The organism is Brucella lupini, from assembly GCF_002252535.1.
Lineage (GTDB): Bacteria > Pseudomonadota > Alphaproteobacteria > Rhizobiales > Rhizobiaceae > Brucella > Brucella anthropi.
On sequence record NZ_NNRN01000057.1, the window covers coordinates 74,493 to 100,884 of the forward strand.

Here is a 26,392-nt window from a genome sequence, read left to right on the forward strand (position 1 = left end):
CAGCATCCGCAAATCCTCTATCAATTTCCTTACATATCGAACACAGGTCCGGCGAGTGTCAACAATGTCGCGAGTTTTGATGCACAAACCCGACTGAAATCAGCTGAACGTCAATTCTGGGGCGAAAAAGGTTCAAAAATACCTTGAAAATCCTTCATTCGCGGCAGCTGATAGCCACCCAGTTTCGATGTTTTCAAGCCGAGACCGACAAGGCTTTCACACAGTTTCACCGCACAGGTCACGCCGTCGATGACCGGCAGCCCATGCTCCCTGGAAAGAGAAGCAGCAAGGTCGGCCATGCCCGCACAACCAAGCACAATCGCTTCGGCATGGTCTTCCCGGATCGCCTTTGCAATCTCGTTCGAGACCTTGTTGCGCGCGTCTGATCCCGGAATTTCGAGGTCAAGCACGGCCACGTCGCTGGCCCGAACTCGGGCGCAACGCGACATGAGACCATAGCGGGACAGGTTATGCTCGATTGCAGGCACCGAACGCGACAATGTGGTGACAACGCTGAACTTTCCGGCAATCAGGCTTGCCATGTGAAAAGCCGCCTCGCCGATGCCGATCACCGGCATGGTTCCGGCACAGCGCGCTGCATCAAGGCCGGTATCGTCGAAACAGGCAATGACGCAGGCATCGGCGGTCGGGCGCTTCTGCATTTCCCCGATCATGCCGGGAATGGCAAAAACCTCGTCGAAATATCCTTCGATGCTCGGCGGACCGTCGGCGGGATTGCTTGCGATGATTGTCGTGCCGGCACCTGCCACGCTGCGTGCAGCCTCGCCGATCTTGTGCGTCATCGATGCAGTTGTATTGGGGTTGATGACAAGTATTTCCATTTTCCTCGAACCATCGAAATATTTGTTTTCGTTCTGGATGGTCCAGAGCGTCTTTCGGACGCTCTGCCTAGTCTGCAATACCGGCGGTCAGATTTCCCCGCCCAGATAGAGTTTCGCGACGCGATCATCCGTCGCCAGTTCTTCCGAATTACCGGACAGGACGATCTTTCCGGTCGTCAGGGCATAGGCGCGCTGCGAGATGCGGAGCGCCATCCGTGAATTCTGCTCGACCAGAAGAACGCTCACCTTTTCGTCGCGGTTGATGGCGACGATGGAGCGGGCGATATCCTGCACCAGTTTGGGTGCGACCCCGAGAGATGGCTCGTCCAGCAGCAAAAGCTTCGGTTTGGCCATGAGCGCGCGCCCGATGACCAGCATCTGCTGCTCGCCGCCGCTCATTGTGCCTGCGGCCTGCGAATAGCGTTCCTTCAGGCGCGGGAACCGCCCCAGAACCATCTCCAGCGTGTTGGCGATATCCGCCTTGCTGGAACGGGTGAACGCCCCCATCATCAGATTGTCGCGCACGCTCATATAGGGAAAGACACGGCGGCCTTCCGGTACCATGGCAATCCCCATCTTGACGATCTCGTCCGACCGGGTGCCGTCGATCCGGCGGCCCTCATAATGGATTTCGCCCTTGCGGATCTTTTTCAGCCCCGTGATCGCCCGCAGGATCGAGGATTTGCCCGCACCATTGGCGCCGATCAGCGCGACTGTCTCTCCCTCCTGAACGCTCAGCGAAACGCCTTTCAGCGCATAGACGTGATCGTAATAGAGTTCGGCATCGGAAACTTTGAGAAGCTCTGCCATGGTCAATATCCAATCGTTTCGTCTTCTGCGCCGAGATAGGCTTCGATCACCTTCTCGTTTTCCTGGATCTGCTTCGGCGTTCCTTCCGCGATCTTCTGGCCGAAATTGATGACGACGATCCGGTCGGAAATATTCATCACCGCCGGCATGTCATGTTCCACCAGCAGCACCGTGACACCCCGGTCACGGACCGCCCGCACCATTTCCACCGCCTTGACGGTTTCGTCATGGTTCATCCCGGCAAAGGGTTCATCCAGAAGCAGGATTTTCGGCTCCGTGGCGAGACCGATGGCAATGCCAAGCGCCCGCAAGTGACCATGCGGCAAGTTCTGCGCAACCTCGTCCCGCTGCTTCCACAGGCCGAGAAACTGCAGGATTTCGTCGGCAGAGCGTCCGAATTCCTCCTGATCCCGGCGAGCAAGGCTTGACCCCACATAACAGCCGAGGAAACTCGCCTTGGCGCGCAGATGGTGGCCGACAATCACATTGTCGCGCACCGTCATGCCCTTGAAGATCGTCGTTTCCTGAAAGGTGCGCACCACGCCCTTTCGCGCCACGATATGCGGTGCCAGACCGGAAATGCGTTCGCCCTTGAAGCGGACTTCCCCGGAGGTGGGCGTGAGAAATGAGGCGATCAGCTTGAACAGCGTGGATTTGCCCGCGCCATTCGGCCCGATGACCGACAGGATTTCCTTTTCACGCACAGAAAAGGAGACATCGTTGACCGCCACCAGACCGCCGAAACGTTTGGTAACGCTTTTGACTTCCAGAAGATCGCTCATGATCCTGCTCCCTTCTTTCCGGTCAGTCTGAGGCTGAGAAGCCCGTTAGGCAGGAACAGCATCAGGATGATGAGAACGCTGGAGAAGATCAGAAGCTGGAACTTGCCGGTCTGGAACAGGAAGTCCCAGCCGAAATAGAGGACGAAGGTTCCAATGATCGGACCGAAGACATAGCCAAGCCCGCCCAGGAAGCAGTTGAGCATGAAATTGACCGAGTCCGTGACGGTGAAGCTCGACGGATAGATCGACTGCGAGATCGCCACGAACATCGCACCGCCAAGCCCGCCAAGGAAGGACGAGATCGCATAAGCCAGCACGCGCAGATTGGTGATGTTGACGCCAATCGACGAGGCAAGCTCCTCATTTTGCTGCAACGACTGGCAAAGACCACCGATGCGCGAATTGATGAGGCGATAAAGCCCCGCGAAGCACAGCACCATCAGCACAATGGATACGAAATAGAAGGCCGCGCGCGGGTTCTGCAATGTTGCGAAATCCGGCAGGATGGTCAGGCCGAAAAGCGATATGCCACCCGGCATCGGAATGCTGACCATGCCCTTGGCGCCATTGGTGATGGGCAGCGCCATCGCCAGAAGACGGGCAACTTCGGTCAGAACCAGCGTCACCATGGCGAAATAGACGCCGCGAAGCCGCAGGATCGGAATGCCGATCAGGATGCTGGCGAAAGCGCAGAACAGCCCGGCCAGAGGAAGCGTCAGCCAGAAGGAGACGCCATATTTCACCATCAGGATCGCCGACACATAGCCGCCCATAAGAGCATAGGCACCCTGGCCGATATTGATGCGACCGATATAGAAGGTGAGCCACACCCCGCCACTAACAATGGAGAGAAGCGCCACCGAAGTGAGCGTATAATAGAGGTCGTGCCGTCCGGTAGTCTCGATCAGCACCGGAATACCGATGAAGATCAGAGCCAGAAAGGCAGCAACGCCGATAAACTTTGTTGTCTTTGTCATGATTGCCCCCTCAACCCCACGGCTTGCCCATGAGCCCGTTCGGACGGATGCTCAGGAACACCATCAATGCGGCGAAGATGACGAGATAGGTGATGTCGCCATAGGAGCGCAGCACCGTCAGCCCGACGGATTCCATCATGCCAAGGATGAAGCCGCCAGCAATGGCACCGCTCACGACGCCTGCGCCGCCGATCATCACCATCATGAAAGCCTTGATGGAGATGGCGCCGCCGATGCCGGAATTGACGCCGGTAATCGCGACCAGCAACCCGCCCACCAGACCTGCAAGCATTGCCCCCAGCGCGAAGCCGATCATTGAATAACGATCGACATTCACACCCATCAACTGCGCGGCCACGCGGTCCTGGGCAAGTGCGCGCATGGCGCGACCGGGTTTGGTGTATTGCATGAAAAGAACGAAAGCTGCGATGAAGACCACGGCAAGCACTCCGATCAGAATGCGGTCATAAGGCATGATCAGGCTGTCGGAGACGAACACGCCATTGACGATCTTCGGCACGCCGCGCTGCTTTTCACCGAACAGAAGCAGGATCACCGCATCCAGAAAGAAAGCGACGGCCGCAGCAAGCAGCATCGTGCTTTCATCGCGCAGACTTCGCTTGATGACCGGCCGGAAGAGAAATTTTTCGATCAGCGCACCAACGATCATCAAAGTGACCGCGGAAGCCAGAAGAGCGACAACAAACGGCAGGCCAAGCTGTCCGTAAACCGTATAGGTGACAAAACCGCCCAGCACATACATCTGGCCGTGCGCGAAATTGAGGACGTTCATGAGCGCGAAGATCAGCGTCAGTCCCAACGCGATCAGTGCATATTGCGCACCCAGATATAGCCCATTGGCTATCACTTGTTCCATGAAGGCAGACTCCCTCGTGTGAAGTGCCGGGTAAACTGCAAGGCAGGCCCAAAACTCCGTGACAGTTCCTGGAGCATTTCCCGTTTGGCATGAGCCATTGGAAACGCTCTAACTGTTTGTTTTAACGCGCATCTTATTCCGAAAACCGCTTTGCACTTTTCGGGATGCGCTCTAGCGATTGGGAGGCCCGAAGCAGAAGTACCCCTCTTCCGCTTCGGGCTTTTCACAGGCCTATCGGTTAATCGACCTGGCCGACGAAAAGCGTTTCAAACTTGCCGTCCTTGTATTCTGTCACAACCATCGGAATACCGAGCTGGCGCTTCTGCGTGAAGGAGGAGGTGCCGACATAGGTCAGCTTGGAACCGTCGCCATCGCCCTTGACGAAAGGATTGGGCGCGGAGAACGTGTCCACCGTCTTCTTGAATTCCTCGACATTGTCGACCGCAGCCGGGTTGGCCTTCAGCGTCTCGACAATGTATTCGAGCGCATAGACCTTGGTGTTGGACTCGTCATTATATTCGCCATAGGCCTTGGTATAACGGTCAACGAATTCCTTCATCACGTCGGATGCGATTTCAGGCGTGGAAGCGCCACCCACCGAAATGAAGCCATTGGCGAGTTCGCCTGCACCTTCTTCCAGAACCTTGGCGTCCTGCGCGGTTTCGGTGGAAATGAAGCCCTGATAACCAAGCTCACGCGCAGCGCGGATCAGCAACGGCGCATTGCCCGGCGCAACGCCCGACAGAACCAGCAGATCCGGCTTCTGCATGACAATCGGCGTCAGAACAGGCGTGAAGTCGCGCGTATCGTTCTGATAGGCATCGTTGGTGGAGACGACTTCAAGACCGAGCGCCTTGGCTGCCTCGATGCCGCTGTCGCGCTGGCTGAGCGGATCGGATTCATTGGCCGCCACAAAGGCCACCGTCTTGATGCCCTTGTTTTCCTTCAGATATTTATAGATCGCCGGGCCGGACTGATAGTTGGCGATCATGCCGAGAACAGCATTGGACGCTGGTGGCGTATAAAGTTCCTTCGGGAAGGAATAAGGGAAATAGATGATGCCCTTGGCTTCCGCCACCGGACGGACGGCAGCGGCGCCGTCATCCACATTCGGACCCACGACGTAGTGAATGCCTTCCTGTGCCATCTTTTCCATGCCGGCGATGGCGCGCTTCGGGTCTTTCTGATCATCGAAGGTGACGACTTTGATCTTGTAGGTATCGTCGCCGATCTTCACGCCGCCCTGCTCGTTGAGCCAGTCGGCACGAACCTGCATCGAGCGAACATTGGATGTGCCCCAGGCCGCCGCAGGGCCGCTGGTGACACCGACGAAACCGATCTTCAGCTCCTTGTCCGCTGCCTGGGAGGCCGACGCGGACATGAGCGCAAATATAGAAACGGCGCCTAGCGCCGCAGTCTTAACAACTGCGCGTCTATTGATCATTTTAGTTCCCCTTACTTAGCTTTACCTTTCCCTCATTTGGCGGAGAAAGGATATTCAAGCTAAACACGCGTTCGAAATATTGTCAACAATCCGAATATTTTTAATGAACGATCTTGGAGCAGCGCGTCATCAATTCCAGAAAATTTCTGAACGGAAAAAGGCGCGTCGGTTTCCGACGCGCCTATTGAAATGACAAACTGGGAACAGACTAGCTCCGCGCCTGCAACTGCGCGAAATGGGCGAGCATCCGGTTCGGGTCAGCCTTGATGCCACTGAAGAGTTCAAACGCGCCGACCGCCTGAAACACAGCCATGCCGCCACCGTCGAGTACGCGGCATCCGCGCTCCCTGGCAAGCCGGACAAGCGCCGTCTGCAGAGGAAAATAAACAATGTCCGAAACCCAGAGGTGCGGCTGCACCAGCTCAGGCGCAAGCGGCAGACCCGGATGCGCGTCCATGCCCGTTGGTGTTGCATGGACCAGACCCGAAGCCTGTGCCAGAGTCTCCTCCAGATTGGCCCCGGCAATGAAACTGCATTGCGGCTGCACCGAAACAAGCTTGCCAATTACCGCATCGACCTTCGCGGCATCGAGGTCGAAGATGTGGACCTCCCGTGCGCCCATTTCCGCCAGCGCATAGGCAACGGCAACGCCCGCCCCGCCCGCACCGAGCAACACGACACGCTCCAACGATGCATCCGGCAGGCCGCGGCGAAACCCTTCAGCGTAGCCCCACCAGTCGGTATTGTGACCGATGCGCCTGCCGTCGGAAAACACCACCGTGTTGATTGATTGCAGGGCCAAGGCATGGGGCGAAAGTTCATCGACCAGCGCCACCGCAGCCTGCTTGCAGGGATGGGTGATATTGAGCCCGGCAAATCCTGCAGCTTCGGCCTCCGCGACAAGGGCCGACAGATCGCGTTCCGAACGCCCGTTCTCGGCGATGTCGATAATGTCGTAGCGATAGGCCAGCCCGGTGGCCTCGCCTTCCCGCATATGCATTGCCGGCGAAAGCGAACGTTGAATGTTTGCGCCGATCAGACCCACATGCACACGACGTTTGGTCACTTCACTTATCAATTCTCATCTCCGCAGGATCGGACGATATGTCGATCCTCGTTATTCCGGGCTTTTCAAAAGAGCGATGATCGTATCGCTGATCAGGCGGCGATGCCGTGCCTTCACGTCGGACGCCATCAGATCGGTGCCGAAAATCGCGCCGAACGTATGTCTGTTGGACACACGGAAGAAGCATTGCGCACTGATCAGCATGTGAAGGTCGAGCGCGGAAATGCGCCGTTGAAAGATGCCCTGCTCGCGCCCGCGCTCCAGAATTTTCTCAATCGTCTCCAGAATGGTTACATTCTGGCGCGACAGAACATCGGAGCGTTCCATATGTTCGGCGCGGTGAATATTTTCCACCGCAACGAGCCGCACGAAATCCGGATTGGCATCGTCATGGTCGAAAGTGCTTTCCACCAGACTGCGCATGGCGGATTCCGGGTCCTGATCGTCAAGCGACAGTGAGCTTTCAAGCGTGCGTATCTTGCCATAGGCCCGTTCCAGCACGGCGAGATAAAGCCCATCCTTGCTGCCGAAGTAATAGTAGATCATGCGCTTGGACGTGCGGGTCTGCGCCGCGATTTCATCCACGCGCGCGCCGGAGAAACCCGATGCCACGAACTCCCGCGCTGCGACATCGAGAATATTCTCGCGCGTTGCGTCAGGATCGTTCTTGCGCGGCTGCGCCTTGGCGAGTGCCTTTGCCATAGTCCTCCCCCTTCAGCGTTCAGAGTGCCACAGCACTTTTTGGCATGCCCGCCGGACGCATGTATCGCCGCAGCGCCGCAATGCGGAAGATCGCATTGGCTGCGCCATATCCCTTGTAGCCTCGCCTCTGCACGACTTCGAAAAAGAAGCCCTGATCGTCGGTCGGGCTGTAAAGCTGGAAATATTCGCCGCTCTCGTCGCGATCATAAAGCACGTTCGCGGCCTTGAGCCGGTCGGTGAATTCCGGATCGAGACCGAGACGTGCTTCCAGATCGTCGTAATAATTCGGCGAGATTTCCAGCGTATGGAAGCCGTTGTCGCGCAAAGCCGCAGCCGTCGCGAAGATATCATCCGTCGCAAAGGCCAGATGCTGGATGCCCGACCCGAAGGTCTCGGCAATGAAGCGACCGGCCAGCGTGCGACGGTTTTCCGCGCCGTTGAGCGTGATGCGCAGCGTTCCCTCATCGTTTTCCACCACCTGACTGCGCACGACACCGCCCGGATCGACGATATCGACCATGGGCGACTTCCGCGATTCCGTGAGCGAAGTATAGAAAAGCAGCCAGGTCAGAAGTTCATCGAACTTCATCGTCTGGGCAACGTGATCGATATGGGTGAGACCGACACTGGTCCCTGTATCATTGCCTGCGACCGGCTCGAACTCGATATCAAAGATACGGCCGAGATCGGTCTTCTCATCGAGGAAATAGACCAGCCCGCCGCCAACGCCACGAATGGCGGGCATACCGATTTCGCCCGGATCGAGCGGTTGCTCAAAACTTTCCGCGCCCATGGCCACTGCGCGGGCATGGGCCTCAGCCGCATCGTCCACGACAAGCCCCATGGCATAGGCAGCAGTGCCGTGTACTGCATAGGCCGAGCTGGCGAAGCCGCGCGTATCCGTATTGATGACGAGGTTGATGTCGCCCTGCCGGTAGAGCGCAACGTCCTTCGTGCGATGCTTGCCAGCGAGTTTGAAGCCCAGCGCACCAACTGCGGAAACCAGCCGTTCGGCATCATCGGCATGGGTGGCAAACTCGACAAAGCCGACACGGTGCACCTTTGCGCGGGGCGGCATGGCAGCAACCGTCAGCTTGTTGTCCGGCTCGACCCGGCGAACCTGATCGCCAAGATAGATCAGCGAACGGCGTCCGTCGGCGGCGATGGTGGCTGGCGATCCGCCACGGAACTGGTCGTTGAAGATTTCGAGCGAGAAATAACCGTCATAGCCGGTCGCAGCCACCGCACGCATGAAATCCAGCACCGGCAGGTCGCCCTCGCCCGGCATGTTGCGATAATGGCGGCTCCAGTAAAGCAGATCCATATCGATCAGTGGCGCGTCGGCCATCTGGATGATGAAAAGCTTGTCCTTCGGAATGGAACGGATCGAATTCACGTCGATCTTGCGCGCCAGAGTATGAAAACTGTCGAGGATTAGGCCGACATTGGGATGATCGGCGCGGCGCACAATCTCCCATGCATCGCGATGGTCGCTGATATGGCGACCCCAGGCGAGGGCCTCATAACCGACGCGCAGATTGCGCCGTGCCGCTCTTTCGCCAAGCTCGCGAAAATCGTCCGCCGCGCGGTCGATGCCACCAATGGCAGCTGGCGACACGTTGGAGCAGACCAGAACGAGATCGGTTCCCAGCTCCTGCATGAGGTCGAACTTGCGTTCCGCCCGATCGAAAGTGCGGCTGCGCAAAGGCTCCGGCATGCCTTCAAAATCACGGAATGGCTGGAAAAGTGTGATCTCCAGGCCAAGGTCGCGCGCCATCTGGCCCACCTGACGCGGGCTTTCGTCAAAGGTGAGAAAATCGTTCTCGAAAATCTCGACCCCGTCGAAACCGGCTTTGGCGATGGCCCCCAGTTTCTGCTGGAGATCTCCGCTGATGGAGACGGTTGCTATCGAAGTCTTCATGTCACACTCCTGTCTCCGGCCAGACCGGAGTCCACTGGCGGTTCCGGACAAATCGGCCCGGAACCATCTAGTTCAGTATCGGCAAGATATTCAGCCGTACTGTTTTAGTTTTCGCCGCGTACCTTCTTCAATTCGGCGAAGAGTTCATCGACCGTTTCTGCACCGATTTCGGCGGTAAACTTGTCGATGATCGGCTTTACCGCATCGCGCAGGCGCGTGGTTTCTTCCGGCGTAAGCTCGGTAACCTGCATGCCGGTCTTCTTGATCTCGTCCAGCGCCGTCGCATCCTGCTCGCGCGAAACCTTGCGCTGATAATCGCGCGCCTCGACAGCGGCCTGCTCGATCACCGCTTTTTCCTCATCGTTAAGGCGATCCCAGAACTTCTTGCTGATCATGACGATCTGCGGATTATACTGGTGGCGGGTCAGCGTCAGATATTTCTGCACTTCATAGAATTTGGCATTGATGATGTTGGCATTGGGATTTTCCTGCCCATCCACCGTACCGGTTTCAAGCGCCGTATAAAGCTCGGTATAGGGCAGCGGCACCGCATTGGCGCCAAGTGCATTGAACAAGGCAACCGGAACCGGCGATTGCAGGGTGCGGATCTTCAACCCGGCAATGTCCTCCAGCTTTGCGACCGGATGACGGTTGTTGGTCAGATTGCGGAAACCGAGTTCCCAATAGGCAAGCCCGATCAGACCCGTATCGGGCAGGCGTTTCATCAGATTGGTACCGAAGGGGCCATCCATGACCTTGTCGGCTTCCTCGCCGCTGTTGAACAGGAATGGCAAATCAACCGCTTCGAATGCCTTGACGGTGCTGGACAGGATGCCCGCATTCATCACCGTCATTTCCACGACGCCGCCCTGCAAGCCGGAAAGTGTCTGCGGATCGCTGCCCAGAACACCGCCGGGAAACAGTTTCACATTGATCTGCCCGCCGCTCTTTTCCTTCACCAGCTCGGCAAATTTCTCCATGCCCGTGACCTGCGGATGGCCCTTGCTGTTGGCGGCAGCAAACTTGATCGTCTGCGAACGGATTTCAGCCATGGCGGTGGTCGTCATCAGTGCCAGCGGCAGCACCACGCCCAGTGCCATTGTCTTCAGTATTTTCTTCATGTCTTCCTCCCACTCAAAAATTCTGTCTCTGTTTTTACGCATGTCTCCCGAAACCGGTTTCCACTTTCGGGAGACATGCTCTGATTTAATGGAACCAGTTCATCGGGACCGTCACCAGTTGCGGGAACAGTACCATCAGGAAAAGCACCACCAGCTGCGCAATCAGAAACGGCAGCACGCCCGTCATCACCTTCTCAAACGGCAGGCGCGCGACGCCGCACACCACATTCAGCACCGTGCCGACAGGCGGGGTGATGAGGCCGATGGAATTGTTGATGATGAACAGCACACCGAAATAGACCGGATCGATGCCCGCCTCCTTGATGATCGGCATCAGCACCGGCGTCAGGATCAGGATTGTCGGGGTCATGTCCATGGCCATGCCGACGAGAACAACCAAGAGCATGATGGCAAGCAGCAGCAGCGTCTGGTTATCCATCAAAGGCCGCACAAGTTCGGCCAGTTCACCCGGCACATCGGCAACCGTAATCATCCAGGCCGAAACGCTGGCGCTGGCAACGAGGAACATCACCACGGCGGTCGTTTTCGCTGCATCGACCATTGCCGGATAGAGCCTTGAAAGCGGCAATTCCCGATAGATCACGGTTGCGACGAACAGCGAATAGACAGCGGCAACCACGCCCGCTTCCGTCGGCGTGAACACACCGAAGCGAAGGCCGACAATGATGATGACCGGCAGCATCAAGGCCCAGATACTGTCGAGGAAAGCCCGCATCCGTGCACCGGGTTCAGCTTTCTTCGGCAGTTCGAACTGTTCGCGACGCGCGAGGATGAACCAGGTCACGCACAGCGCAACGGCAATCATCAGGCCGGGGAAAATCCCCGCCAGGAACAGTTTGGTGATCGAAACGCCGCCGACCACGCCAAACAGGATGAAACCGATAGAGGGCGGGATGACCGGGGCGATGATCGATGCCGAGGCGATCAGCCCGGCGGCGCGACCCGGCTCGTGTCCGGCATTGCGCATCATCGGAAACAGCAATGCGCCGAGCGCTGCCGCATCGGCAACCGCCGAACCCGAAAGGCTTGCGATCACACAGGCTGCAAAGATCGCGACGAAACCGAGACCGCCGCGCACATGCCCCACCATGACCAGCGCCAGATTGACGATGCGACGCGAAAGGCCGCCCGCATTCATGATTTCCCCGGCAAGCAGGAAGAACGGAACGGCCATCAGCGGAAAACTGTCGGCGCCGTTCAGCACGTTCTGCGCCACGATCTGGGCGTCGAACAAATCCATATACATCATCAGCGCCGCACCGCTGATGATGAGCGCGAAGGCAACGGGGACGCCAAGCGCCATCGGAACCAGAAGGGCGGCAAGAAAGATGAGCAAGGTCATGGTCGGCGCGCCCTACTTGCGATTTTCATCGGTCGAGACGGGCGTGACATGCTCCTCGCTATCCGTCACGAAATGCATCCCGGCGACATCGATCCGCCCGGTTGCGATGCCGAAACCATTCCACGCAATGATCAGGAGTGCGGGGACTGCAAAGGCCAGCCCTGCGCCATAAAACCAACCCATCGACATGCCTGTCGCCGGGGCCAGCGTCGGAATATTGATGAGTGTCTGCGTCCAGCTTCCCGAAAGAACCAGCCATGTCGCGCCGAACATCATGATATGGCCGGCGACCAGCGCAATGCGCGCGCCCCTAGGCGACAGGCGGCGCACCAGCGAATCCACACCCAGATGCGCATGGTCGCGCATGGCGACCACTGCGCCAAGAAAGGTGAGCCAGATGAAGAAGATGCGCGACAGTTCTTCTGAAACCGTTATGCCCTGATTGAAGGCATAGCGCAGCACCACATTGCCGAACACGAGCACGACCATGCAACCAAGAAGGCAGGCAATGGCGAACCGCGCCGCGGTAAAATAGAAATCGACTAAAGCTTTCATGTTCCTCCTCCCGGCGCATTACTTACAGACTGCCGCCCCTTTTCGGGTTTCGGGTGAAAGCGACGCGGCATCACCGGCAGGATGTCCCATACATCCCGAGGCGAAACATCGCTTTCCCCACAGTCCTTGACCGATTCCGGGCCGACCATCGCAACGAAAGCCCTGCCAGAAAACCATTCCGGTCTCCGGCATGCGCCTCATCGTGACCAGCAATCCATCCTCCTCAGCCATCCCGCTTCAGAACGGAATCGCATCGGTCAGCTGCGCCATTTCTCTAAAATGTACTAACTGGTTAGGAAGTCAATCGGTTCTGTTTGAACAAACGCATAGAAGCCTTTATTCCAAGGATATCAGAAATGTTCCATCTGGTTCAAAAGAGCGGATTTCTGTGCGAAGCACAGGCTATTGACGAAAAATCAGCCACCGTTCACCAGCGCCAGAATAAGCTGATGGACATTGCCGCCATTGCCCATCTCGACCTTGTCGAAGGCGCGGCCCTGAGCTCGCTGGACGTCCACCATATCGGTGATTTCCTTGATCAGCACCTTGCGGATTTTCTGGCATTTCGGATCGTTTGGAACCGACAGGCCAACGGTCCGGCGCACAATCTCGCGCGTCATGTCCTTGGCATGGTCGCCATGCACAAGCTCATGCTTGCGGATGCCTTCGGAGAAAGTTTCCCAGTGTTCTTTCACCGGGGAATTGAGCTTCTGCGAGGGCTTCGGCAGCGTATAGGTGATCTTCAGCTTCGGCGTGGCGGACAGGATCGTGCAGGCATTGTTGGAGCGGTCGAACTTCCGGTCCCAGGTCAGCACATAGCTGGTATGGGCTATGACACGGGTTTTGCCGCCGCCGATCTTCGGGCCACGCTCACCGATGGATTCATAAAGTTCAGGACCGGTTTTCCCGGCAATGGCGTAGGTCTTGATTTCCTCGACGGCTTTCCAATTATCTTCGGCAAGTGCAGGTGCCGCCACCAGAATTCCAAGGAATGCGAATGCTGCCGCTTTTTTCACGCTTGCCCCGATCCATCGATTTGCCCGGATGATTTGCGGGCAAGCTACAATATCAGCGGGCGATGCGTAAGCGGCTTTCCAGCAAAAAGCCCGCCCGGGTTTCCCGAGGCGAGCTTCTCAGATCATATATTGATCTTACTTTTCGATAGTACGGTTCCAGCGGCTGTTGAGCTGCTGACGACCTTCATTGACGGCATCCCAGTCGAGCGTATTGGCTGTTTTCATGTAACCGTTGAAAGCGTCGAGCTTGGCCTGCGCATCGGGCGTACCGGCCTTCGCCTTCTGGTTCGACGGAATGAGGTTGCCATGGTCGAGCGCCTTGCTCTGTGCATCGGCGGAAAGCAGATAGTGAGCAAGCTTCTGGCTCAGTTCCGGTTCGTTATTGCCTGCGAGCACGCATTCGGTCACAGCGAGGACGACAGAGCCTTCCTTTGGCTGTGCATATTCAACCGGAATTCCCTTGGCCTTCAGGTTGTTGACGCCCGTCGGCGTCAGCGGGAAGATCGCTGCCTCGCCGGTCTGCACCATTTCCGAAATCTTGGCCGATGACGGAATGTATTCCAGAACGTTCTTGCCGATTGTGTCCGGGAATTTTTCGAAGCCCGGCTCGAGGTTCTTTTCATCACCGCCCTGAATGCGGTTGAACATCAGGAAGGCGTGGAGGCCGAAAGTCGAAGCGGAAGCCGACTGGAACACCACGGCGTTCGCATATTTTTCGTCGGCAAAGTCCATCCACGAGGTCGGTGCTGCCCAGCCCTTTTCGTCGAAAAGCTTCTTGTTATAGGCAATGCCGGTCATGCCCATATCGATGCCGATGGCCATGTCGTCCTTGAGGCGTGCGGCAGGCTGAATGTCAGCCAGAACCGGATCATCCGAAATCTTCTGGCACAGGCCGGAACTGATCGCGCGCACCATGACGCCGTCGTCGAGCAGCATGACATGCATCTGCGGATTGTCTTTCTGCGCGGTTGCCTTGGCGAGAATATCCGCCGAAGTGCCCGGCACGACAACGACCTTCACGTCATTGGCTTTCTCGAATTCCGGCAGAACGTGCTCGGTATAGGCCTTCTCCATATTGCCGCCATTCATGCCGATATAGAGCGTCTTGGTTTCAGCCGATGCGGCGGAAGCAAAGGCGACCGACAGGCCGAGCGCCAACAGGGCGGACTTGGTGATGGCCTTGTTAGTGAATTGAGTTTTCATGCTACTCCCCTTTGTGGTTTGAGTTTTTATCGAACCGGTCGATGCGGAATGCATCGATCGGTGTTTCCGTCTCGCCTTTAACGGCGAGATCGCAAAGAACGGCACCCACAGCCGGACCGGTCTGGAAACCGGCGCCGCAAAACCCGAAGGCGTGAAAGAGGTTTTTGACCCGGCTGCTTGGCCCGATCACCGGATTGTCGTCCGGCATTTCCGATTCAGTGCCGGACCAGAAGCGGATGACCTGGGCGTTTTTCAGATGCGGGAAAAGTTCGATGGCGCGCAGCATCACCGATGAAGCCGCATTGACCGAAGGCCGCGAAAAATCCGGGTTTTCAAGCGGCGCACCGCGTCCGCCACCCATGACATAATTGCCGCGCGTGACCTGACGGCCGTAGAAGCCGCCGCCCTCTTCGCCAAGGCTCATCGGCAGGCGAAACGGCATTGGCTCGGTTACAACCATCGATGGATAGATGCGCTGGAGCGGCACCGGCTCGCCAAATGAAGCCGCAAACTGATCCGACCATGCACCGGCGCAATTGAACAAGAGACGCGAGCGGATTTCGATGCCGTTTCCCGCCAGAATGGCAAAACCATCGCCGGTTTCACGCGCTTCGATGACCGGGGTGTTTTCCAGCACCGTGGCACCGGCAGCAAGTGCTGCGCGGGCAAAGGCAGGCGCGACCAGACGCGGATTGGCGTGGCCATCTTCCGCGCAGAGCGAAGCGCCCGCGACGTTGCCCGGAAGCCATGGGAAACGCTCTCGCACGGCATTGCCACCGATCAGCTCGACATCGAGCCCAAGCGGCTGCACTGTAGCCGCATAGGCTTCAAGCTTCGCAAAATGCGCTTCCGTGCGGGCAAGCTTCAAATGGCCGCTGCGGATATATTCGCCATCGATGCCGATAAGTTCCGGCAGACGCGCCCACAATGCGTGCGAACGCTGTGCGAGCGGCAGCTGTTCCGGCGCGCGACCCTGCCTGCGAACGCCGCCATAATTCACGCCGCTTGCCTGCGCCCCGCAAAAGCCCTTGTCGAGCAGAATGACCGACAACCCGGCCTGACGCATGAAAAGCGCAGCCGAACCACCGACAATCCCGCCGCCAATAATGACCACATCGGCCAGAAGATGCTTTGTCATGGCAACACCTCCTGCTCAGGCTTTGCGCCAAAGCCAAGCGGGATCGGTTTGACTGGTGCCTGGGCGCGGATGCGGCCCGCTTCTTCGGGCGCCTTGTCCTGCATCGACGCCAGAAGTTCTGCGGCGGCAGCGGTACACATGCGCCCCTGACAGCGCCCCATCCCCACACGGGTAAGCGCTTTTAGCCGGTTGATCTCGCGCACATCACCCTTGCCGATAACCGCCTTGGCATCACGCACCGCGATTTCTTCGCAACGGCAAAGCGTGACATCGCCTGCGATTGTATCGAACCAGTCGCGCGGGAACGGGAAAGCTTTTTCGACGATCAGACGCTCGCGATAGATATGATCGAGCTTTGCGAGAAGGCCGCGTTCGGTGCCTTCGTCAAACGGCAGGCCCCTGTCGCGCAGCAAGGCCATCGCGGCCAATGACCCACGAATTTCAGCAGCATCCGCACCCGCAATGCCCGCACCATCACCCGCCACGTAAACACCTTCGCGGCTTGAACGGCCAAGCCTGTCGGCAGCGGGAAGCCATGCGCGGTCACGTTCTTCAAAGCGGAATTCGCAACCGGCGAGATCGGCAAGCTGGGTTTCAGGACGCAGCGCAAAACCATAGGCCAGCGCATCGCATTCAACCTCGCGAACACGCTTGCCCGTGCGATAGCGAATGGCTTCGACACGGCCCTCGCCCAGAACTTCATCTGGTCGCACATTATAATGGATCGGTACGCCACCAAGCTTCAGCCGCAGGCCGTAATAAGCACCGAGAGCGACAATGCGCGGTGCATAAAGCGCCAGATGTGCCAGATGAAACTTTGAAGCGAAGGGCGCTGTGTCGAGCACGGCTGCAACCTTCGCACCGGCATGATGATATTGCCAGGCGACCAGATAAAGCAGCGGCCCCGAACCCATGAACACCACGCGTTCGCCAACCGTGCAGCCTTGCGCCTTGAGTGCGGTCTGTGATGCACCAAGCGTATAGACGCCGGGCTTGGTCCAGCCTTTGAACGGCAGAACCCGATCAGTCGCACCCGTCGCCAGAATGAGATGGCTGTAAGGCAGCTGGCTATGCACACCCTTGGTCAGGAGATCGAGACGATCACCTTCACCGCGCGTGATATTCCAGACCAGCGTTTCCGGACGATAGTCGATTACGCTACGCAACGCGTCGAATGTCTTGTGCAGCGCTTCGGCCTTATGCGCTTCCGACCCGTAACGGTTGCGATAGCTGCGCCCGTCATCGAGCGGCGGGCGACGATAGATCTGACCACCGGAACGAAAACCTTCGTCGAGCACGATAGGCTTGAGACCCGCCTTGACCAGCGTTTCGGCGGCGCGAATGCCCGCAGGACCAGCGCCCACAATGACCGGATTGGGAACCGCACTCATATGGCAGGCTCCGTCACAAAGGCCATGCCGTCTTCCAGAAGCGTGGTGCAGGCACGAAGCTTGTGGCCCTCAGCCGTCATGACGTGGCAATCCTGACATGCGCCGATCAGGCAGAAGCCCGCCCGCGGTTCGCCGGTAAATTCGGTATGACGCAGCTTTCCCTGCACGGAGAGAATGGCGGTCAACACGGTATCGCCACGGCGTCCCTCGAAGGAAACGCCGTCAAGCGCGAAGCTGATCGGCTGCTCAGTCAGCCGATACCGTCTGCGGAACTGAGCCGCTGAAGGGGAAACCGGGATCGTCATGATCTGCCTGCTCAGCCCTTGCCCACCAGCAGCCGGTCGAGGCCGAACATGCGATCGATGATAATCATGGTCACGGTGGCGACGAGGATCATCAGGGCCGAAACCGCTGCCATCATCGGGTCGATGGATTCGCTGGCATACATATACATGCGGACCGGCAGCGTGACCGTGGACGGCGAGGTCACGAAGATCGACATGGTGAGTTCGTCGAACGAATTGATGAAGGCAAGCAGCCAGCCGCCCGACAGACCCGGCACAAGCAATGGCAAGGTGACGCGACGGAACACGGTCCATTCACCGGCGCCCAGCGTGCGCGCCGCGTTTTCCGCATTGCGATCCATGCTGCCAAGCGAAGCAAGGATAAGGCGCAGTGCATAGGGCGTGACGACAATCGAATGTGCCGCAACCAGCCAGACGAAGGAGCCGGTAAAGCCCATCAGCGAGAACAGACGCAGGAACGCCACACCCAACACCAGATGCGGGATGATGAGCGGCGACAGGAAAAGCGCGTTCAACGCATCGCGACCACGGAAATTATACTGCGCAATCGCGAGCCCCGATGGCACGGCCAGAAGCGTCGAAATGGATGCCGAGAAGAAGGCGAGCTGCACACTGTTATAGAACGAGGTCATGAAATCATTGTGCGCAAACACGGCAGCGAACCAGCGCAGTGAAAGGCCGTTCCACGGCATTGTCAGCGTGTTTTCCGGCGTGAAGGCCACCAGACACACCACAACCATCGGCGCCAGCATGAAGATGACGATCAGCGTGTGGAAGAAAAGAGCGAAAGGACCGTTCTTTGTCATGGCGGTTACCCCAGCTTCTTTCTCGCTTGCCCTTCGAGCATGCGATTATAGGCAATCATGATCACGAGATTGGCGACCAGAACGATGATGGCGATGGCAGCACCCAGCGGCCAGTTCAGCTCGATCAGGAACTCGTCATAGACAACGGTTGCCGCCATCTTGAGACGACGCCCACCAAGCAGGCCCGGAATGGCAAAGGAGCTGGCCGAAAGCGCAAACACGATGAGGCTGCCCGACAGGATGCCAAGCACTGCCTGCGGAAACACCACACGGCGAAGTGCTGTCAGGCGCGATGCGCCGAGCGTCAGCGCTGCGGCTTCCACCGACGGATCGAGCTTTTGCAGCACGGTCCAGACCGGGATCACCATGAATGGCAGCATGATATGCACCAGACCGATGACGATGGCTGTCTCGCTGTAGAGGATTTGCGTCGTCGGCAGGCCCACCATGTCGAGCGCGCTGTTCACGAGGCCATTGCGCCCCAGCAACATGCTCCAGCCAAATGTGCGGACCACGACCGAAACCAGAAGCGGGCCGATGATGACCAAAAGGAAGATCGAGCGCCATGGCTTGCGCATATTGGAAAGAATATAGGCCTCGGGCACACCGATCAGCACCGTGATGACGGTTGTGATCAGCGCCAGCTTGAGCGTGCGCCAGAAGATCGAGAGGTAATAGGGGTCTTTGAGAACCTGCGTATAATTGGCAAGCGTGTAGACGTTCTCGATGCCTTTGTCATAGCTGTAGCTGTTGAATGAAAGCAGCACGGTGAGACCGAGCGGCAACAGCACCAGCGCGAAGAACAGAAGCGTCGACGGCCCGACCAGAAAGAGCGGCGTCAGATCGCGCTGCCCTTTGGGCCCGGCGGATGTATCCTGTGAGGTGACGGCCGACATGTTCAGTTCACCCCTGCGGTGAGGATACGGCAATCCTCATGGTTCCAGCTGAGGCCGACCGATGTGCCTTCCGATGGCGGTGGGTTGCCAAGATTGGGCAGGGCCACCGAAAGCTGGCCCGCAGGCGTGGTCACGCCGAGCAGCCACTGCGCACCCATGAAGTAGCGCGTCGTCACTTCACCGGCGACATGCCCCTCACCCGCTGCAACGAGCTGCACCTTTTCAGGACGGATGAAGACAGAAAGCTCGCCGGAAACCTGTTTGCCATTTGCAGGGAAGCGGATTGTCGTTTCGGCCAGCGCAATCATATCGCCTTCAGCGCGCGCCTTCAGGAAGTTCGACTTGCCGACGAAGTTGGAAATGAAGTGGTTATGCGGATGCTCATAGAGCTTGTAGGGCGCATCGACCTGTGTGATGACGCCCTTTTCCATAACCACGATGCGATCGCTGATCGAAAGCGCTTCGGCCTGATCATGCGTCACCATGATGGTGGTAATGCCGACAGTACGCTGGATGCGACGCAGCTCGAACTGCATTTCTTCACGCAGCTGCGCATCGAGATTGGACAGCGGCTCGTCGAGCAGCAAGACCGGCGGATTGATGACCAGCGCACGGGCAATGGCCACACGCTGGCGCTGACCGCCCGACATTTCACGCGGATAACGATCGGCAAGTGCGCTGAGATGCACCAGTTCCAGCACGTCGCGAACGCGCTTTTCGCGCTCTGCCTTTGGCACCTTGCGCATTTCAAGACCAAAGCTCACATTCTGCGCCACCGTCATATGCGGGAAGAGTGCATAGCTCTGGAAAACGACGCCCAGTTCACGCTTGGCCGGGGCAAGGCGCGTGATTTCACGTCCGTCAAGCGTGATGGAACCTGCCGTCGGCGTCACCAGCCCGGCGATCATCTGCAAGGTCGTGGTCTTGCCGCAGCCGGAAGGACCGAGAAGCGAAATGAACTCGCCCTTTTCAATCGCCAAGTTGAAATTGTCGACAGCCGCGAACTTGCCGTAGTGGCGGGAAATTCCGGAAAGGGTCAAAAAGCTCATTGCATCTCCCTCTCGGCCCAATCTCCCCCTGAATGACAGGGAGCAGAAACGCCGTGATATTGTCTCACGTCGCCTCTTCATCGGGGCTGGCTGGCGGGAGCGGCTTGATCGCGCATTTTCTGCGCTGACCGGACCTTGGGTCTTTTGAACGCGTGATTATCCAGCCGCTAACGCAGCCGCAGCGTTCCCCATTGCGTCAAGTTAAAACCGCCGACCCGCTTACAGCATTGGTTGCAATACCTTGCCGGACCTTCCCATTGGCGACGGTTCCAGTTGGCGGAAAATCCCGCAGGAATGCAAATTATAATTTCCATATCCGGAAGAAATTATATATTTCTTTCAAAATACAGAATTTGGAAGCAATCTTATGGATGATATATCTGAGAATCCGAAATCCGGCGCCGCACTTAACTCAAGTTTGGTGAAGGCAATCCATATTTTGAAAGGTCTGGCATCCAGCACCGAGGATGGCGTGCGGCTGATCGATCTGGCGCGGGACCTCGAACTCAGCCAGCCATCGACCCATCGCCTGCTGAAGACGCTGATTGCGGAAAATCTTGTCGAACAGCTTCCCGACAAGAAGGCCTATCGCCTGTCGCTGGAGTTTTTCGCAATGGCGGCGCAGGCGCGCCAGCGCGATGGCATATTGAACATTGCGCGCCCGTCACTGCTGCGGCTTTCGACCACGTTCAACGATACGGTCTTCCTGCTGGTGCGCAGCAACTTCGATGCGGTCTGCCTCGACCGTGTGGAAGGCCCGTTTCCCATCCGCTCCTTTACCGGTGATATTGGCGGCAAAGTGCCACTCGGCATCGGTCAGGGCAGCCTCGCCATCCTCTCCTTCCTGCCTGAAGAAGAGCGCGAGGCGATCATACGCTTCAACGTGCCCCGCATTCTGGACAAATCGTCAGTGGACGAGGTCGACCTGCGCATCATGATCGAGGAAGTGCGCAAGAGCGGTGCGGCAACCTTCAACTTCAACATGATCGACGGTATGGCAGGTCTCGGCGTGCCTATTTTGAACGGCGACGGTGAAGCCGTGGCAGCGCTCAGCATCGGCACGCTTGCCGCGCGCCTCACCGAAAAGCGCCAGCAGACGGTGACGGAACTGCTGCGCAAGGAAGCGGTAATCATCTCGCAAAAGCTCAATCCATTCGACCCGACACTGCGGCATCCAAATCAGGCTTTGTTGAAATAATCGAAAGCTTTAGCCCCGTTGCGCGCAACAGACTTGCTTTGTCCACAGCGGGCAAAAAGTTTGGCGATTGACTCACACACGCCGTCAGCGTTTGATCGCTGTCAGGTGTGGGGGTTCTGTGGGCGGAGGCAAATTATCCAAAGCAGAAAATCCATCTCTATAACGCTACAGTATTGGAGTTCTGTTGTGATCAAATCCACCAGACGGGGAATAATCCACCTTGCCTTTGCTCTCGCCGCATCGACGGCGATGGGCACGTTTGCCACCACGGCAGCACAGGCTCAGGACAAGATCCTGCTCATCATCAATGGCGCGCTCGGCGACAAGTCGTTCTTCGACAGCGCTGCCAAGGGCATGAAGATGATCAAGGACAAGTATGGCGACGACGTCGAGACCAAGATTCTCGAAATCGGCGACGATCCGACGAAATGGGAGCCGGTGTTCCTCGATGCGTCCGAACAGGACTGGGACCTGATCATCGGCGGCACCTACCAGATGTCGGAAACCGTTGGCTCGGTCGCACAGCAATATCCGGACAAGAAATATATCCTCTATGATGCAAGTGTGCCTTATGAAGAAGGCGGCTACGACAACGTCTATTCCATCCAGTACAAGCAAAACGAAGGTTCTTATCTCGGCGGCATGCTGGCAGCTTCGCTCCTGAAGGAAGGCAAGCTCGGCGATACAGGCAAGAATCTCGGCTTCCTCGGCGGCATGGACATTCCGGTCATCAACGACTTCCTCGTCGGCTACATTGCCGGTGCGCAGTCGGTCATGCCTGATGCCAAGATCGCGATTTCCTATGCCGGATCCTTCATGGATGCCGCAAAGGGCAAGGAACTCGGTCTCGCGCAGTATCGTTCCGACGTGTCGCTCGGCTTCGTCGTCGCCTCGCAGACCGGCCTCGGCCAGCTTTCGGCTGCCAAGGAAACCGGCAAATATGTTCTGGGCGTCGATTCCGATCAGGAAGCGATCTTCAAGGATAGCGATCCGGCCATTGCCAAGCAGGTCGTCAGCTCCGTTCTGAAGAATGTCGATGTCAGCCTTCTGCAAGCTTATGAACGTTTCAAGGCAGGCGACCTGCCGTTCGGCAAGGCGGAAGCACTTGGCCTCAAGGAAGGCGCTGTCGGCATCGTGCAGGATGGCAACATGGCTTCCATGGCCACGCAGGAAATGAAGGATGCCATCAAGAAGGCTTCCGACGAGATTTCCGAAGGCAAGATCACGGTTCCGACCGCATTCGGCATGAGCACCGAGGATCTTAACGCGATCCGCAACAAGGTTCGTCCCTGATCGTGGAAAATCCAGCTGAAAATATTGAAGGCGGCGATGCTATCGTCGCCTTCCGCCCAATCGTCGCCTTCCGCGATGTGAGCAAGGTCTATCCGAACGGCACGCAAGCGCTTCGCGACGTGTCTTTTTCGATCCGCGCAGGCTCCATCCACGCCATTTGCGGCGAGAACGGTGCGGGCAAATCCACGCTCATGAAAATCCTGTTCGGCATCGAAAATGCCACGGCAGGCGAAATCATCGTCGATGGACAGCACATTGCGTCCTGGTCGCCGGAAGATGCTGCGGCACAAGGCATTGGCATGGTGCACCAGCATTTCTCGCTCGTGCCGACCCTGACGGTTACCGAAAACATCATTCTCGGCCATGAGCCGGTGAAGGCAGGGCTGATCGACCGTGTGAGCGCGCGCAAAATGGTCGAAGCGCTGATGCAGCAATATGATCTGCACGCTGACCCCGAAGCGATCACGGGCGCGCTTTCCGTCGCCGCCCAGCAGAAGGTTGAAATCCTGAAAGCGCTGGCGCGCCGCACGAGGCTCCTGATCCTCGACGAGCCGACCGCTGTTCTCTCTCCGCCGGAGATCGAGGAGCTGATGCGCAAGCTGAAGGCGCTGCGCGACGAAGGCATTACCATCCTCTTCATTTCCCACAAGCTGAACGAAGTGCGCGAGCTGGCTGAAAGCGTGACCGTATTGCGTGCAGGCGCGGTTGCGGGCACGGAAAAGCTTGCCGACGTGCCGGACGATGCCATCATGCAGATGGTGATGGGCCATGCGGTCGACATTCCGCAACGCGCCCACAAGCACGGCACAATGAAAACCGTTCTCGACATGAAGGGCGTTACGACAAAAGCAGCCGACCCGGCAGACCGCATCAAGGATGTGAACCTGACCGTCGGTGCAGGCGAGATCGTCGGCGTCGCCGGTGTCGATGGCAGCGGCCAGCGCGGCCTCGTATCGGTGCTTTCCGGCCTTGCCGAAGCGGCCAGCGGCACGATCAGCCTCAACGGTGAGGATATGCTGCGCGCCGACACGGCAAGCTGGCGCAGACAAGGTCTCGCTCATCTGCCAGCCGACCGCTTTTCGCAAGGTGGCGCACCCGGCCTGTCTCTCGCCGAAAACGCGATCGCCGGAACTGGATCGATTACCGCCGACAAGCAGATCTTCTGGGGGCCGTTCCTGCGCTGGAATGCGATCAAGGCCCGTGTCAGCGGGATGATCAAGCAATATTCGGTGCGCGCAGGCGCAATTACCGAACGGCTCGATTCCCTTTCCGGCGGCAATGCGCAAAAGCTCATCGCCGCGCGCGAACTTGCCACCAATCCGAAATTCCTGATCGCCGACCAGCCAACACGTGGCATCGACGTTTCGGCGGCAGCCTTCCTGCACCGCCGCATCGACGAAGTGGCGCAAGGCGGCTGCGCCGTGCTGCTCGTCAGCGCCGATCTCGATGAATTGCTGCGCCTGAGCGACCGAATCGTCGTTCTCTTCAACGGACGTATCGTTGCCGTTCTGGAAAACGGACCAGACATCACACCGGCTGTCCTTGGACCTTATATGCTGGGGACACGAGCATGATCCCAAAAAGTGTAACGCGGTTTTTGGATGAGATCATGCTCAAGCAGAGAGTTGCAGCGTAATGCGCAGACTGATTTCCTATCTCATTCCATTCTTCCTGACCGTGCTTGTCATCGCCGTCATCATGGCCGTGCTTCTGGTGCCGCTGGCGCTGATGCAGGACAATCCCACCGGGGTTCTTAAGACGTTTTTCCTCGGACCATTCGGCAGCATTCGCCATATGGGCAATGTGGTGGAAGCGGCAACGCCGATCATGCTGACCGGCCTTGCGATCACCATCATGTTCCGCTCCGGCCTGTTCAATCTCGGCGCGGAAAGCGGCTTCTTCCTCGGCGCGCTCGGCGCTGTGGCGGGCGCTGTTCTGCTCCCTTCGCTCGGCTGGTTCTCGCTGCCGGTCGCCATTTTGTGCGGTGCGGTTGCGGGCAGTTTCGCCTGCACCATCCCGGCAGCGCTGCGGCTGCGTTTCGGCGCATCGGAAATGGTGACGTCGCTCGTCCTGAACTACGCCTTCCTGTTTCTCGGCCTGTTCGTCCTCAACTATGTCATCCGCGACCCGGCTGCGGGCGGGATGATGTCGCTCAGGATTCCGCCCGATGCCAAGCTTGACCGCCTGCTCGCCGGTACGCGTCTCAACAGCGGTTCGATCATTGCCATTCTGGCCTGTATCGCTGGCGGCATCTGGCTTTACTGGACGCGCTCGGGCCTCAATATCCGTATCGCAGGCTCCAGTCCGGGCTTTGCCAATCATCTTGGCCTGCCGCTCAAGGGCATCATCATGCGTGCCCAGATTGTCGGTGGACTGGTGGCAGGCATGGCCGGTGCGCTGGAAGTGCTCGGCCTTCATGCCCGCTTTGCCTGGCTCGATCTGCCCGGCTATGGCTGGACCGGCCTTGTCGTCGCCATTCTGGCGCGCGAAAATCCGTTCCTGCTTATTCCGTCCGCACTTTTCCTTGGCTTCGTGCAGATCGGCGGCGATCTTTTGGCCCGCAACATGAACATCCCGACCGAAGTGGTGGGGCTTGTGACCGCCGCCATCATGGTGGGCGCGACGGCAAGCGTCATTCACAATCATCCGACCGTATTGCGGCTGATCCGCAACCTTCGCAATCGCGAAGGAGAACAAGCGGTAGTGCAGGCCGGAGTACAACCATGAGCATGGTTCTCGCACAAATTCTCGATCCATCCTTCATCGGCACCATCCTGCGCGTGGCAACACCATTGTTGCTGGCGGCACTTGGCGTGATGATTTCCGACCGCGCAGGCGTTCTCAATATCGGCATGGAAGGCATGATGCTGTCGGCGGCGCTCATTGCCGTTCTGGCCAGTGCGGCTACCGGAAGCCCGGCTATTGGCCTGCTGGCAGCGCTCATCACAGGTGCAGCTCTTGGCTGGCTGATGTCGCTTTCGGTCAACCGGCTGGGCACTGACCTTATCATGACCGGCATCGCACTCAACATCGCTGCTGCCGCGGCAACGACGCTCGGGCTTTTTCTTGCTACGGGCGACAAGGGCATGTCGGGCGCGTTGAAAAGCGGCGCTCTGCCAAGCCTTCCCGTGCCTTTCATCGGCAATATCCACATATTGACCTTTGCCGCCCTTCTCGCTGTCCCGGCGGTCAGCCTCCTGATGATGCGCACGCGCTTCGGCCTGCATCTGCGCGCCACCGGCGTTGATCCCAAATCGGCGCGTGCCGCCGGTATCCATACAGGCCGGGTGCAGATGATGGCGCTTGTCCTGTCCGGTCTCTTCGGCGGTGCAGCCGGTGCCTATCTGTCGCTCGGCTATGTCACATGGTTTGCCCAGAACATGACTGCAGGTCGCGGTTTCATCGCGATTGCAGCCGAAGTTATGGGACAGGGAACCGCATGGGGCACGCTTGTGGCAAGCCTGGTTCTCGCGGCGGCTGAATCTTTCGCCATCACGCTTCAGAGCCTCGGCCTGCCGTTCGAACTGATGCAGATGATCCCTTATCTCGTCCCGGTCGTTGTGCTGACGATCCACGCGGCGCGCCGTCAGCGGCGCGCAAAGCAACTGAAAAACTCCTGAAATGCATAAAAATGAGA

The 26,392-nt window shown here is 58.2% G+C and carries 25 protein-coding genes; 5 read left to right on the top strand and 20 right to left on the bottom strand.

Annotation, left to right across the window (positions count from 1 at the left end; translation table 11 throughout):
- Positions 1-110 precede the first annotated feature (110 nt).
- The 20 genes from CES86_RS21970 to CES86_RS22065 all read right to left on the bottom strand — a co-directional run bounded on the left by CES86_RS21970 (position 111) and on the right by CES86_RS22065 (position 20,264).
- Positions 111-842 (bottom strand): aspartate/glutamate racemase family protein, encoded by a 732-nt coding sequence (locus CES86_RS21970; protein ID WP_012093691.1) that lies wholly within the window; start codon positions 840-842, stop codon positions 111-113.
- Between the two features lie 87 nt (positions 843-929).
- On the bottom strand, positions 930-1,652 hold the full coding sequence (locus CES86_RS21975; RefSeq protein ID WP_010660572.1) for an ABC transporter ATP-binding protein: 723 nt from the start codon (positions 1,650-1,652) through the stop codon (positions 930-932).
- A gap of 2 nt (positions 1,653-1,654) precedes the next feature.
- The gene (locus tag CES86_RS21980) at positions 1,655-2,434 is read right to left on the bottom strand and encodes an ABC transporter ATP-binding protein (protein WP_012093692.1); all 780 of its coding nucleotides are present in this window, start codon (positions 2,432-2,434) and stop codon (positions 1,655-1,657) included.
- A complete protein-coding gene (locus CES86_RS21985) occupies positions 2,431-3,411 on the bottom strand; it encodes a branched-chain amino acid ABC transporter permease (protein ID WP_094515452.1) in 981 nt (326 codons plus the stop codon). The genes CES86_RS21980 and CES86_RS21985 overlap by 4 nt, the downstream gene beginning before the upstream one ends.
- A 10-nt stretch (positions 3,412-3,421) precedes the next feature.
- Entirely contained in the window at positions 3,422-4,288 is an 867-nt protein-coding gene (locus tag CES86_RS21990) for a branched-chain amino acid ABC transporter permease (RefSeq protein ID WP_010660569.1), read from the bottom strand.
- Positions 4,289-4,526: 238 nt separating this feature from the next.
- Complete coding sequence (locus CES86_RS21995; RefSeq protein ID WP_010660568.1) at positions 4,527-5,732, bottom strand: ABC transporter substrate-binding protein; 1,206 nt, start codon at positions 5,730-5,732, stop codon at positions 4,527-4,529.
- Between the two features lie 208 nt (positions 5,733-5,940).
- On the bottom strand, positions 5,941-6,807 hold the full coding sequence (locus CES86_RS22000) for a shikimate dehydrogenase (protein ID WP_374828153.1): 867 nt from the start codon (positions 6,805-6,807) through the stop codon (positions 5,941-5,943).
- A 42-nt stretch (positions 6,808-6,849) separates the two neighbouring features.
- Entirely contained in the window at positions 6,850-7,500 is a 651-nt protein-coding gene (locus tag CES86_RS22005; protein ID WP_010660566.1) for a TetR/AcrR family transcriptional regulator, read from the bottom strand.
- 19 nt (positions 7,501-7,519) lie between these two features.
- Complete coding sequence (locus tag CES86_RS22010; RefSeq protein ID WP_012093695.1) at positions 7,520-9,421, bottom strand: bifunctional sugar phosphate isomerase/epimerase/4-hydroxyphenylpyruvate dioxygenase family protein; 1,902 nt, start codon at positions 9,419-9,421, stop codon at positions 7,520-7,522.
- A gap of 104 nt (positions 9,422-9,525) precedes the next feature.
- Complete coding sequence (locus tag CES86_RS22015) at positions 9,526-10,542, bottom strand: TRAP transporter substrate-binding protein (protein WP_010660564.1); 1,017 nt, start codon at positions 10,540-10,542, stop codon at positions 9,526-9,528.
- A gap of 85 nt (positions 10,543-10,627) precedes the next feature.
- The gene (locus tag CES86_RS22020) at positions 10,628-11,905 is read right to left on the bottom strand and encodes a TRAP transporter large permease subunit (protein ID WP_010660563.1); all 1,278 of its coding nucleotides are present in this window, start codon (positions 11,903-11,905) and stop codon (positions 10,628-10,630) included.
- Positions 11,906-11,917: 12 nt separating this feature from the next.
- A complete protein-coding gene (locus CES86_RS22025; RefSeq protein WP_094515454.1) occupies positions 11,918-12,460 on the bottom strand; it encodes a TRAP transporter small permease in 543 nt (180 codons plus the stop codon).
- Between the two features lie 416 nt (positions 12,461-12,876).
- Positions 12,877-13,476 (bottom strand): DUF922 domain-containing Zn-dependent protease, encoded by a 600-nt coding sequence (locus CES86_RS22030; protein WP_010660561.1) that lies wholly within the window; start codon positions 13,474-13,476, stop codon positions 12,877-12,879.
- Between the two features lie 135 nt (positions 13,477-13,611).
- Positions 13,612-14,679 (bottom strand): ABC transporter substrate-binding protein, encoded by a 1,068-nt coding sequence (locus tag CES86_RS22035; protein WP_012093698.1) that lies wholly within the window; start codon positions 14,677-14,679, stop codon positions 13,612-13,614.
- A 1-nt stretch (position 14,680) separates the two neighbouring features.
- Complete coding sequence (locus CES86_RS22040; RefSeq protein WP_094515455.1) at positions 14,681-15,817, bottom strand: NAD(P)/FAD-dependent oxidoreductase; 1,137 nt, start codon at positions 15,815-15,817, stop codon at positions 14,681-14,683.
- Complete coding sequence (locus CES86_RS22045) at positions 15,814-17,208, bottom strand: FAD/NAD(P)-dependent oxidoreductase (RefSeq protein ID WP_094515456.1); 1,395 nt, start codon at positions 17,206-17,208, stop codon at positions 15,814-15,816. The genes CES86_RS22040 and CES86_RS22045 overlap by 4 nt, the downstream gene beginning before the upstream one ends.
- The gene (locus CES86_RS22050; protein ID WP_012093701.1) at positions 17,205-17,513 is read right to left on the bottom strand and encodes a (2Fe-2S)-binding protein; all 309 of its coding nucleotides are present in this window, start codon (positions 17,511-17,513) and stop codon (positions 17,205-17,207) included. Before CES86_RS22050 ends, CES86_RS22045 begins: the two co-directional genes overlap by 4 nt.
- An 11-nt stretch (positions 17,514-17,524) precedes the next feature.
- Positions 17,525-18,319: an ABC transporter permease gene (locus tag CES86_RS22055; protein WP_010660556.1), complete on the bottom strand. Its 795-nt coding sequence runs from the start codon at positions 18,317-18,319 to the stop codon at positions 17,525-17,527.
- Positions 18,320-18,324: 5 nt separating this feature from the next.
- On the bottom strand, positions 18,325-19,215 hold the full coding sequence (locus CES86_RS22060) for an ABC transporter permease (protein WP_094515457.1): 891 nt from the start codon (positions 19,213-19,215) through the stop codon (positions 18,325-18,327).
- A gap of 2 nt (positions 19,216-19,217) precedes the next feature.
- Complete coding sequence (locus tag CES86_RS22065; RefSeq protein WP_012093703.1) at positions 19,218-20,264, bottom strand: ABC transporter ATP-binding protein; 1,047 nt, start codon at positions 20,262-20,264, stop codon at positions 19,218-19,220.
- Positions 20,265-20,631: 367 nt separating this feature from the next.
- Here CES86_RS22065 and CES86_RS22070 point away from each other — a divergent pair, with 367 nt between their 5' ends.
- From CES86_RS22070 to CES86_RS22090, 5 genes are all read left to right on the top strand, one after another.
- Positions 20,632-21,462 carry an IclR family transcriptional regulator gene (locus CES86_RS22070; RefSeq protein ID WP_094515458.1) on the top strand — a complete coding sequence of 277 codons (831 nt, stop codon included), beginning with the start codon at positions 20,632-20,634 and terminating at the stop codon, positions 21,460-21,462.
- A gap of 186 nt (positions 21,463-21,648) precedes the next feature.
- Positions 21,649-22,755: a BMP family ABC transporter substrate-binding protein gene (locus tag CES86_RS22075; RefSeq protein ID WP_010660552.1), complete on the top strand. Its 1,107-nt coding sequence runs from the start codon at positions 21,649-21,651 to the stop codon at positions 22,753-22,755.
- A gap of 2 nt (positions 22,756-22,757) precedes the next feature.
- The gene (locus tag CES86_RS22080; protein ID WP_094515459.1) at positions 22,758-24,329 is read left to right on the top strand and encodes an ABC transporter ATP-binding protein; all 1,572 of its coding nucleotides are present in this window, start codon (positions 22,758-22,760) and stop codon (positions 24,327-24,329) included.
- Between the two features lie 61 nt (positions 24,330-24,390).
- Positions 24,391-25,482 carry an ABC transporter permease gene (locus CES86_RS22085; RefSeq protein WP_094515460.1) on the top strand — a complete coding sequence of 364 codons (1,092 nt, stop codon included), beginning with the start codon at positions 24,391-24,393 and terminating at the stop codon, positions 25,480-25,482.
- Positions 25,479-26,375 carry an ABC transporter permease gene (locus tag CES86_RS22090; protein ID WP_029928663.1) on the top strand — a complete coding sequence of 299 codons (897 nt, stop codon included), beginning with the start codon at positions 25,479-25,481 and terminating at the stop codon, positions 26,373-26,375. The genes CES86_RS22085 and CES86_RS22090 overlap by 4 nt, the downstream gene beginning before the upstream one ends.
- The last annotated feature ends 17 nt before the right edge of the window (positions 26,376-26,392 follow it).

What these genes read in the sequence shown, in the direction of transcription:
- CES86_RS21970 (WP_012093691.1), bottom strand. Translation starts at nt 842, where the DNA reads ATGGAAATACTTGTCATCAACCCCAATACAACTGCATCGATGACGCAC.
- CES86_RS21975 (WP_010660572.1), bottom strand. Translation starts at nt 1,652, where the DNA reads ATGGCAGAGCTTCTCAAAGTTTCCGATGCCGAACTCTATTACGATCAC.
- CES86_RS21980 (WP_012093692.1), bottom strand. Translation starts at nt 2,434, where the DNA reads ATGAGCGATCTTCTGGAAGTCAAAAGCGTTACCAAACGTTTCGGCGGT.
- CES86_RS21985 (WP_094515452.1), bottom strand. Translation starts at nt 3,411, where the DNA reads ATGACAAAGACAACAAAGTTTATCGGCGTTGCTGCCTTTCTGGCTCTG.
- CES86_RS21990 (WP_010660569.1), bottom strand. Translation starts at nt 4,288, where the DNA reads ATGGAACAAGTGATAGCCAATGGGCTATATCTGGGTGCGCAATATGCA.
- CES86_RS21995 (WP_010660568.1), bottom strand. Translation starts at nt 5,732, where the DNA reads ATGATCAATAGACGCGCAGTTGTTAAGACTGCGGCGCTAGGCGCCGTT.
- CES86_RS22005 (WP_010660566.1), bottom strand. Translation starts at nt 7,500, where the DNA reads ATGGCAAAGGCACTCGCCAAGGCGCAGCCGCGCAAGAACGATCCTGAC.
- CES86_RS22010 (WP_012093695.1), bottom strand. Translation starts at nt 9,421, where the DNA reads ATGAAGACTTCGATAGCAACCGTCTCCATCAGCGGAGATCTCCAGCAG.
- CES86_RS22015 (WP_010660564.1), bottom strand. Translation starts at nt 10,542, where the DNA reads ATGAAGAAAATACTGAAGACAATGGCACTGGGCGTGGTGCTGCCGCTG.
- CES86_RS22020 (WP_010660563.1), bottom strand. Translation starts at nt 11,905, where the DNA reads ATGACCTTGCTCATCTTTCTTGCCGCCCTTCTGGTTCCGATGGCGCTT.
- CES86_RS22025 (WP_094515454.1), bottom strand. Translation starts at nt 12,460, where the DNA reads ATGAAAGCTTTAGTCGATTTCTATTTTACCGCGGCGCGGTTCGCCATT.
- CES86_RS22035 (WP_012093698.1), bottom strand. Translation starts at nt 14,679, where the DNA reads ATGAAAACTCAATTCACTAACAAGGCCATCACCAAGTCCGCCCTGTTG.
- CES86_RS22040 (WP_094515455.1), bottom strand. Translation starts at nt 15,817, where the DNA reads ATGACAAAGCATCTTCTGGCCGATGTGGTCATTATTGGCGGCGGGATT.
- CES86_RS22045 (WP_094515456.1), bottom strand. Translation starts at nt 17,208, where the DNA reads ATGAGTGCGGTTCCCAATCCGGTCATTGTGGGCGCTGGTCCTGCGGGC.
- CES86_RS22050 (WP_012093701.1), bottom strand. Translation starts at nt 17,513, where the DNA reads ATGACGATCCCGGTTTCCCCTTCAGCGGCTCAGTTCCGCAGACGGTAT.
- CES86_RS22055 (WP_010660556.1), bottom strand. Translation starts at nt 18,319, where the DNA reads ATGACAAAGAACGGTCCTTTCGCTCTTTTCTTCCACACGCTGATCGTC.
- CES86_RS22060 (WP_094515457.1), bottom strand. Translation starts at nt 19,215, where the DNA reads ATGTCGGCCGTCACCTCACAGGATACATCCGCCGGGCCCAAAGGGCAG.
- CES86_RS22065 (WP_012093703.1), bottom strand. Translation starts at nt 20,264, where the DNA reads ATGAGCTTTTTGACCCTTTCCGGAATTTCCCGCCACTACGGCAAGTTC.
- CES86_RS22070 (WP_094515458.1), top strand. Translation starts at nt 20,632, where the DNA reads ATGGATGATATATCTGAGAATCCGAAATCCGGCGCCGCACTTAACTCA.
- CES86_RS22085 (WP_094515460.1), top strand. Translation starts at nt 24,391, where the DNA reads ATGCGCAGACTGATTTCCTATCTCATTCCATTCTTCCTGACCGTGCTT.
- CES86_RS22090 (WP_029928663.1), top strand. Translation starts at nt 25,479, where the DNA reads ATGAGCATGGTTCTCGCACAAATTCTCGATCCATCCTTCATCGGCACC.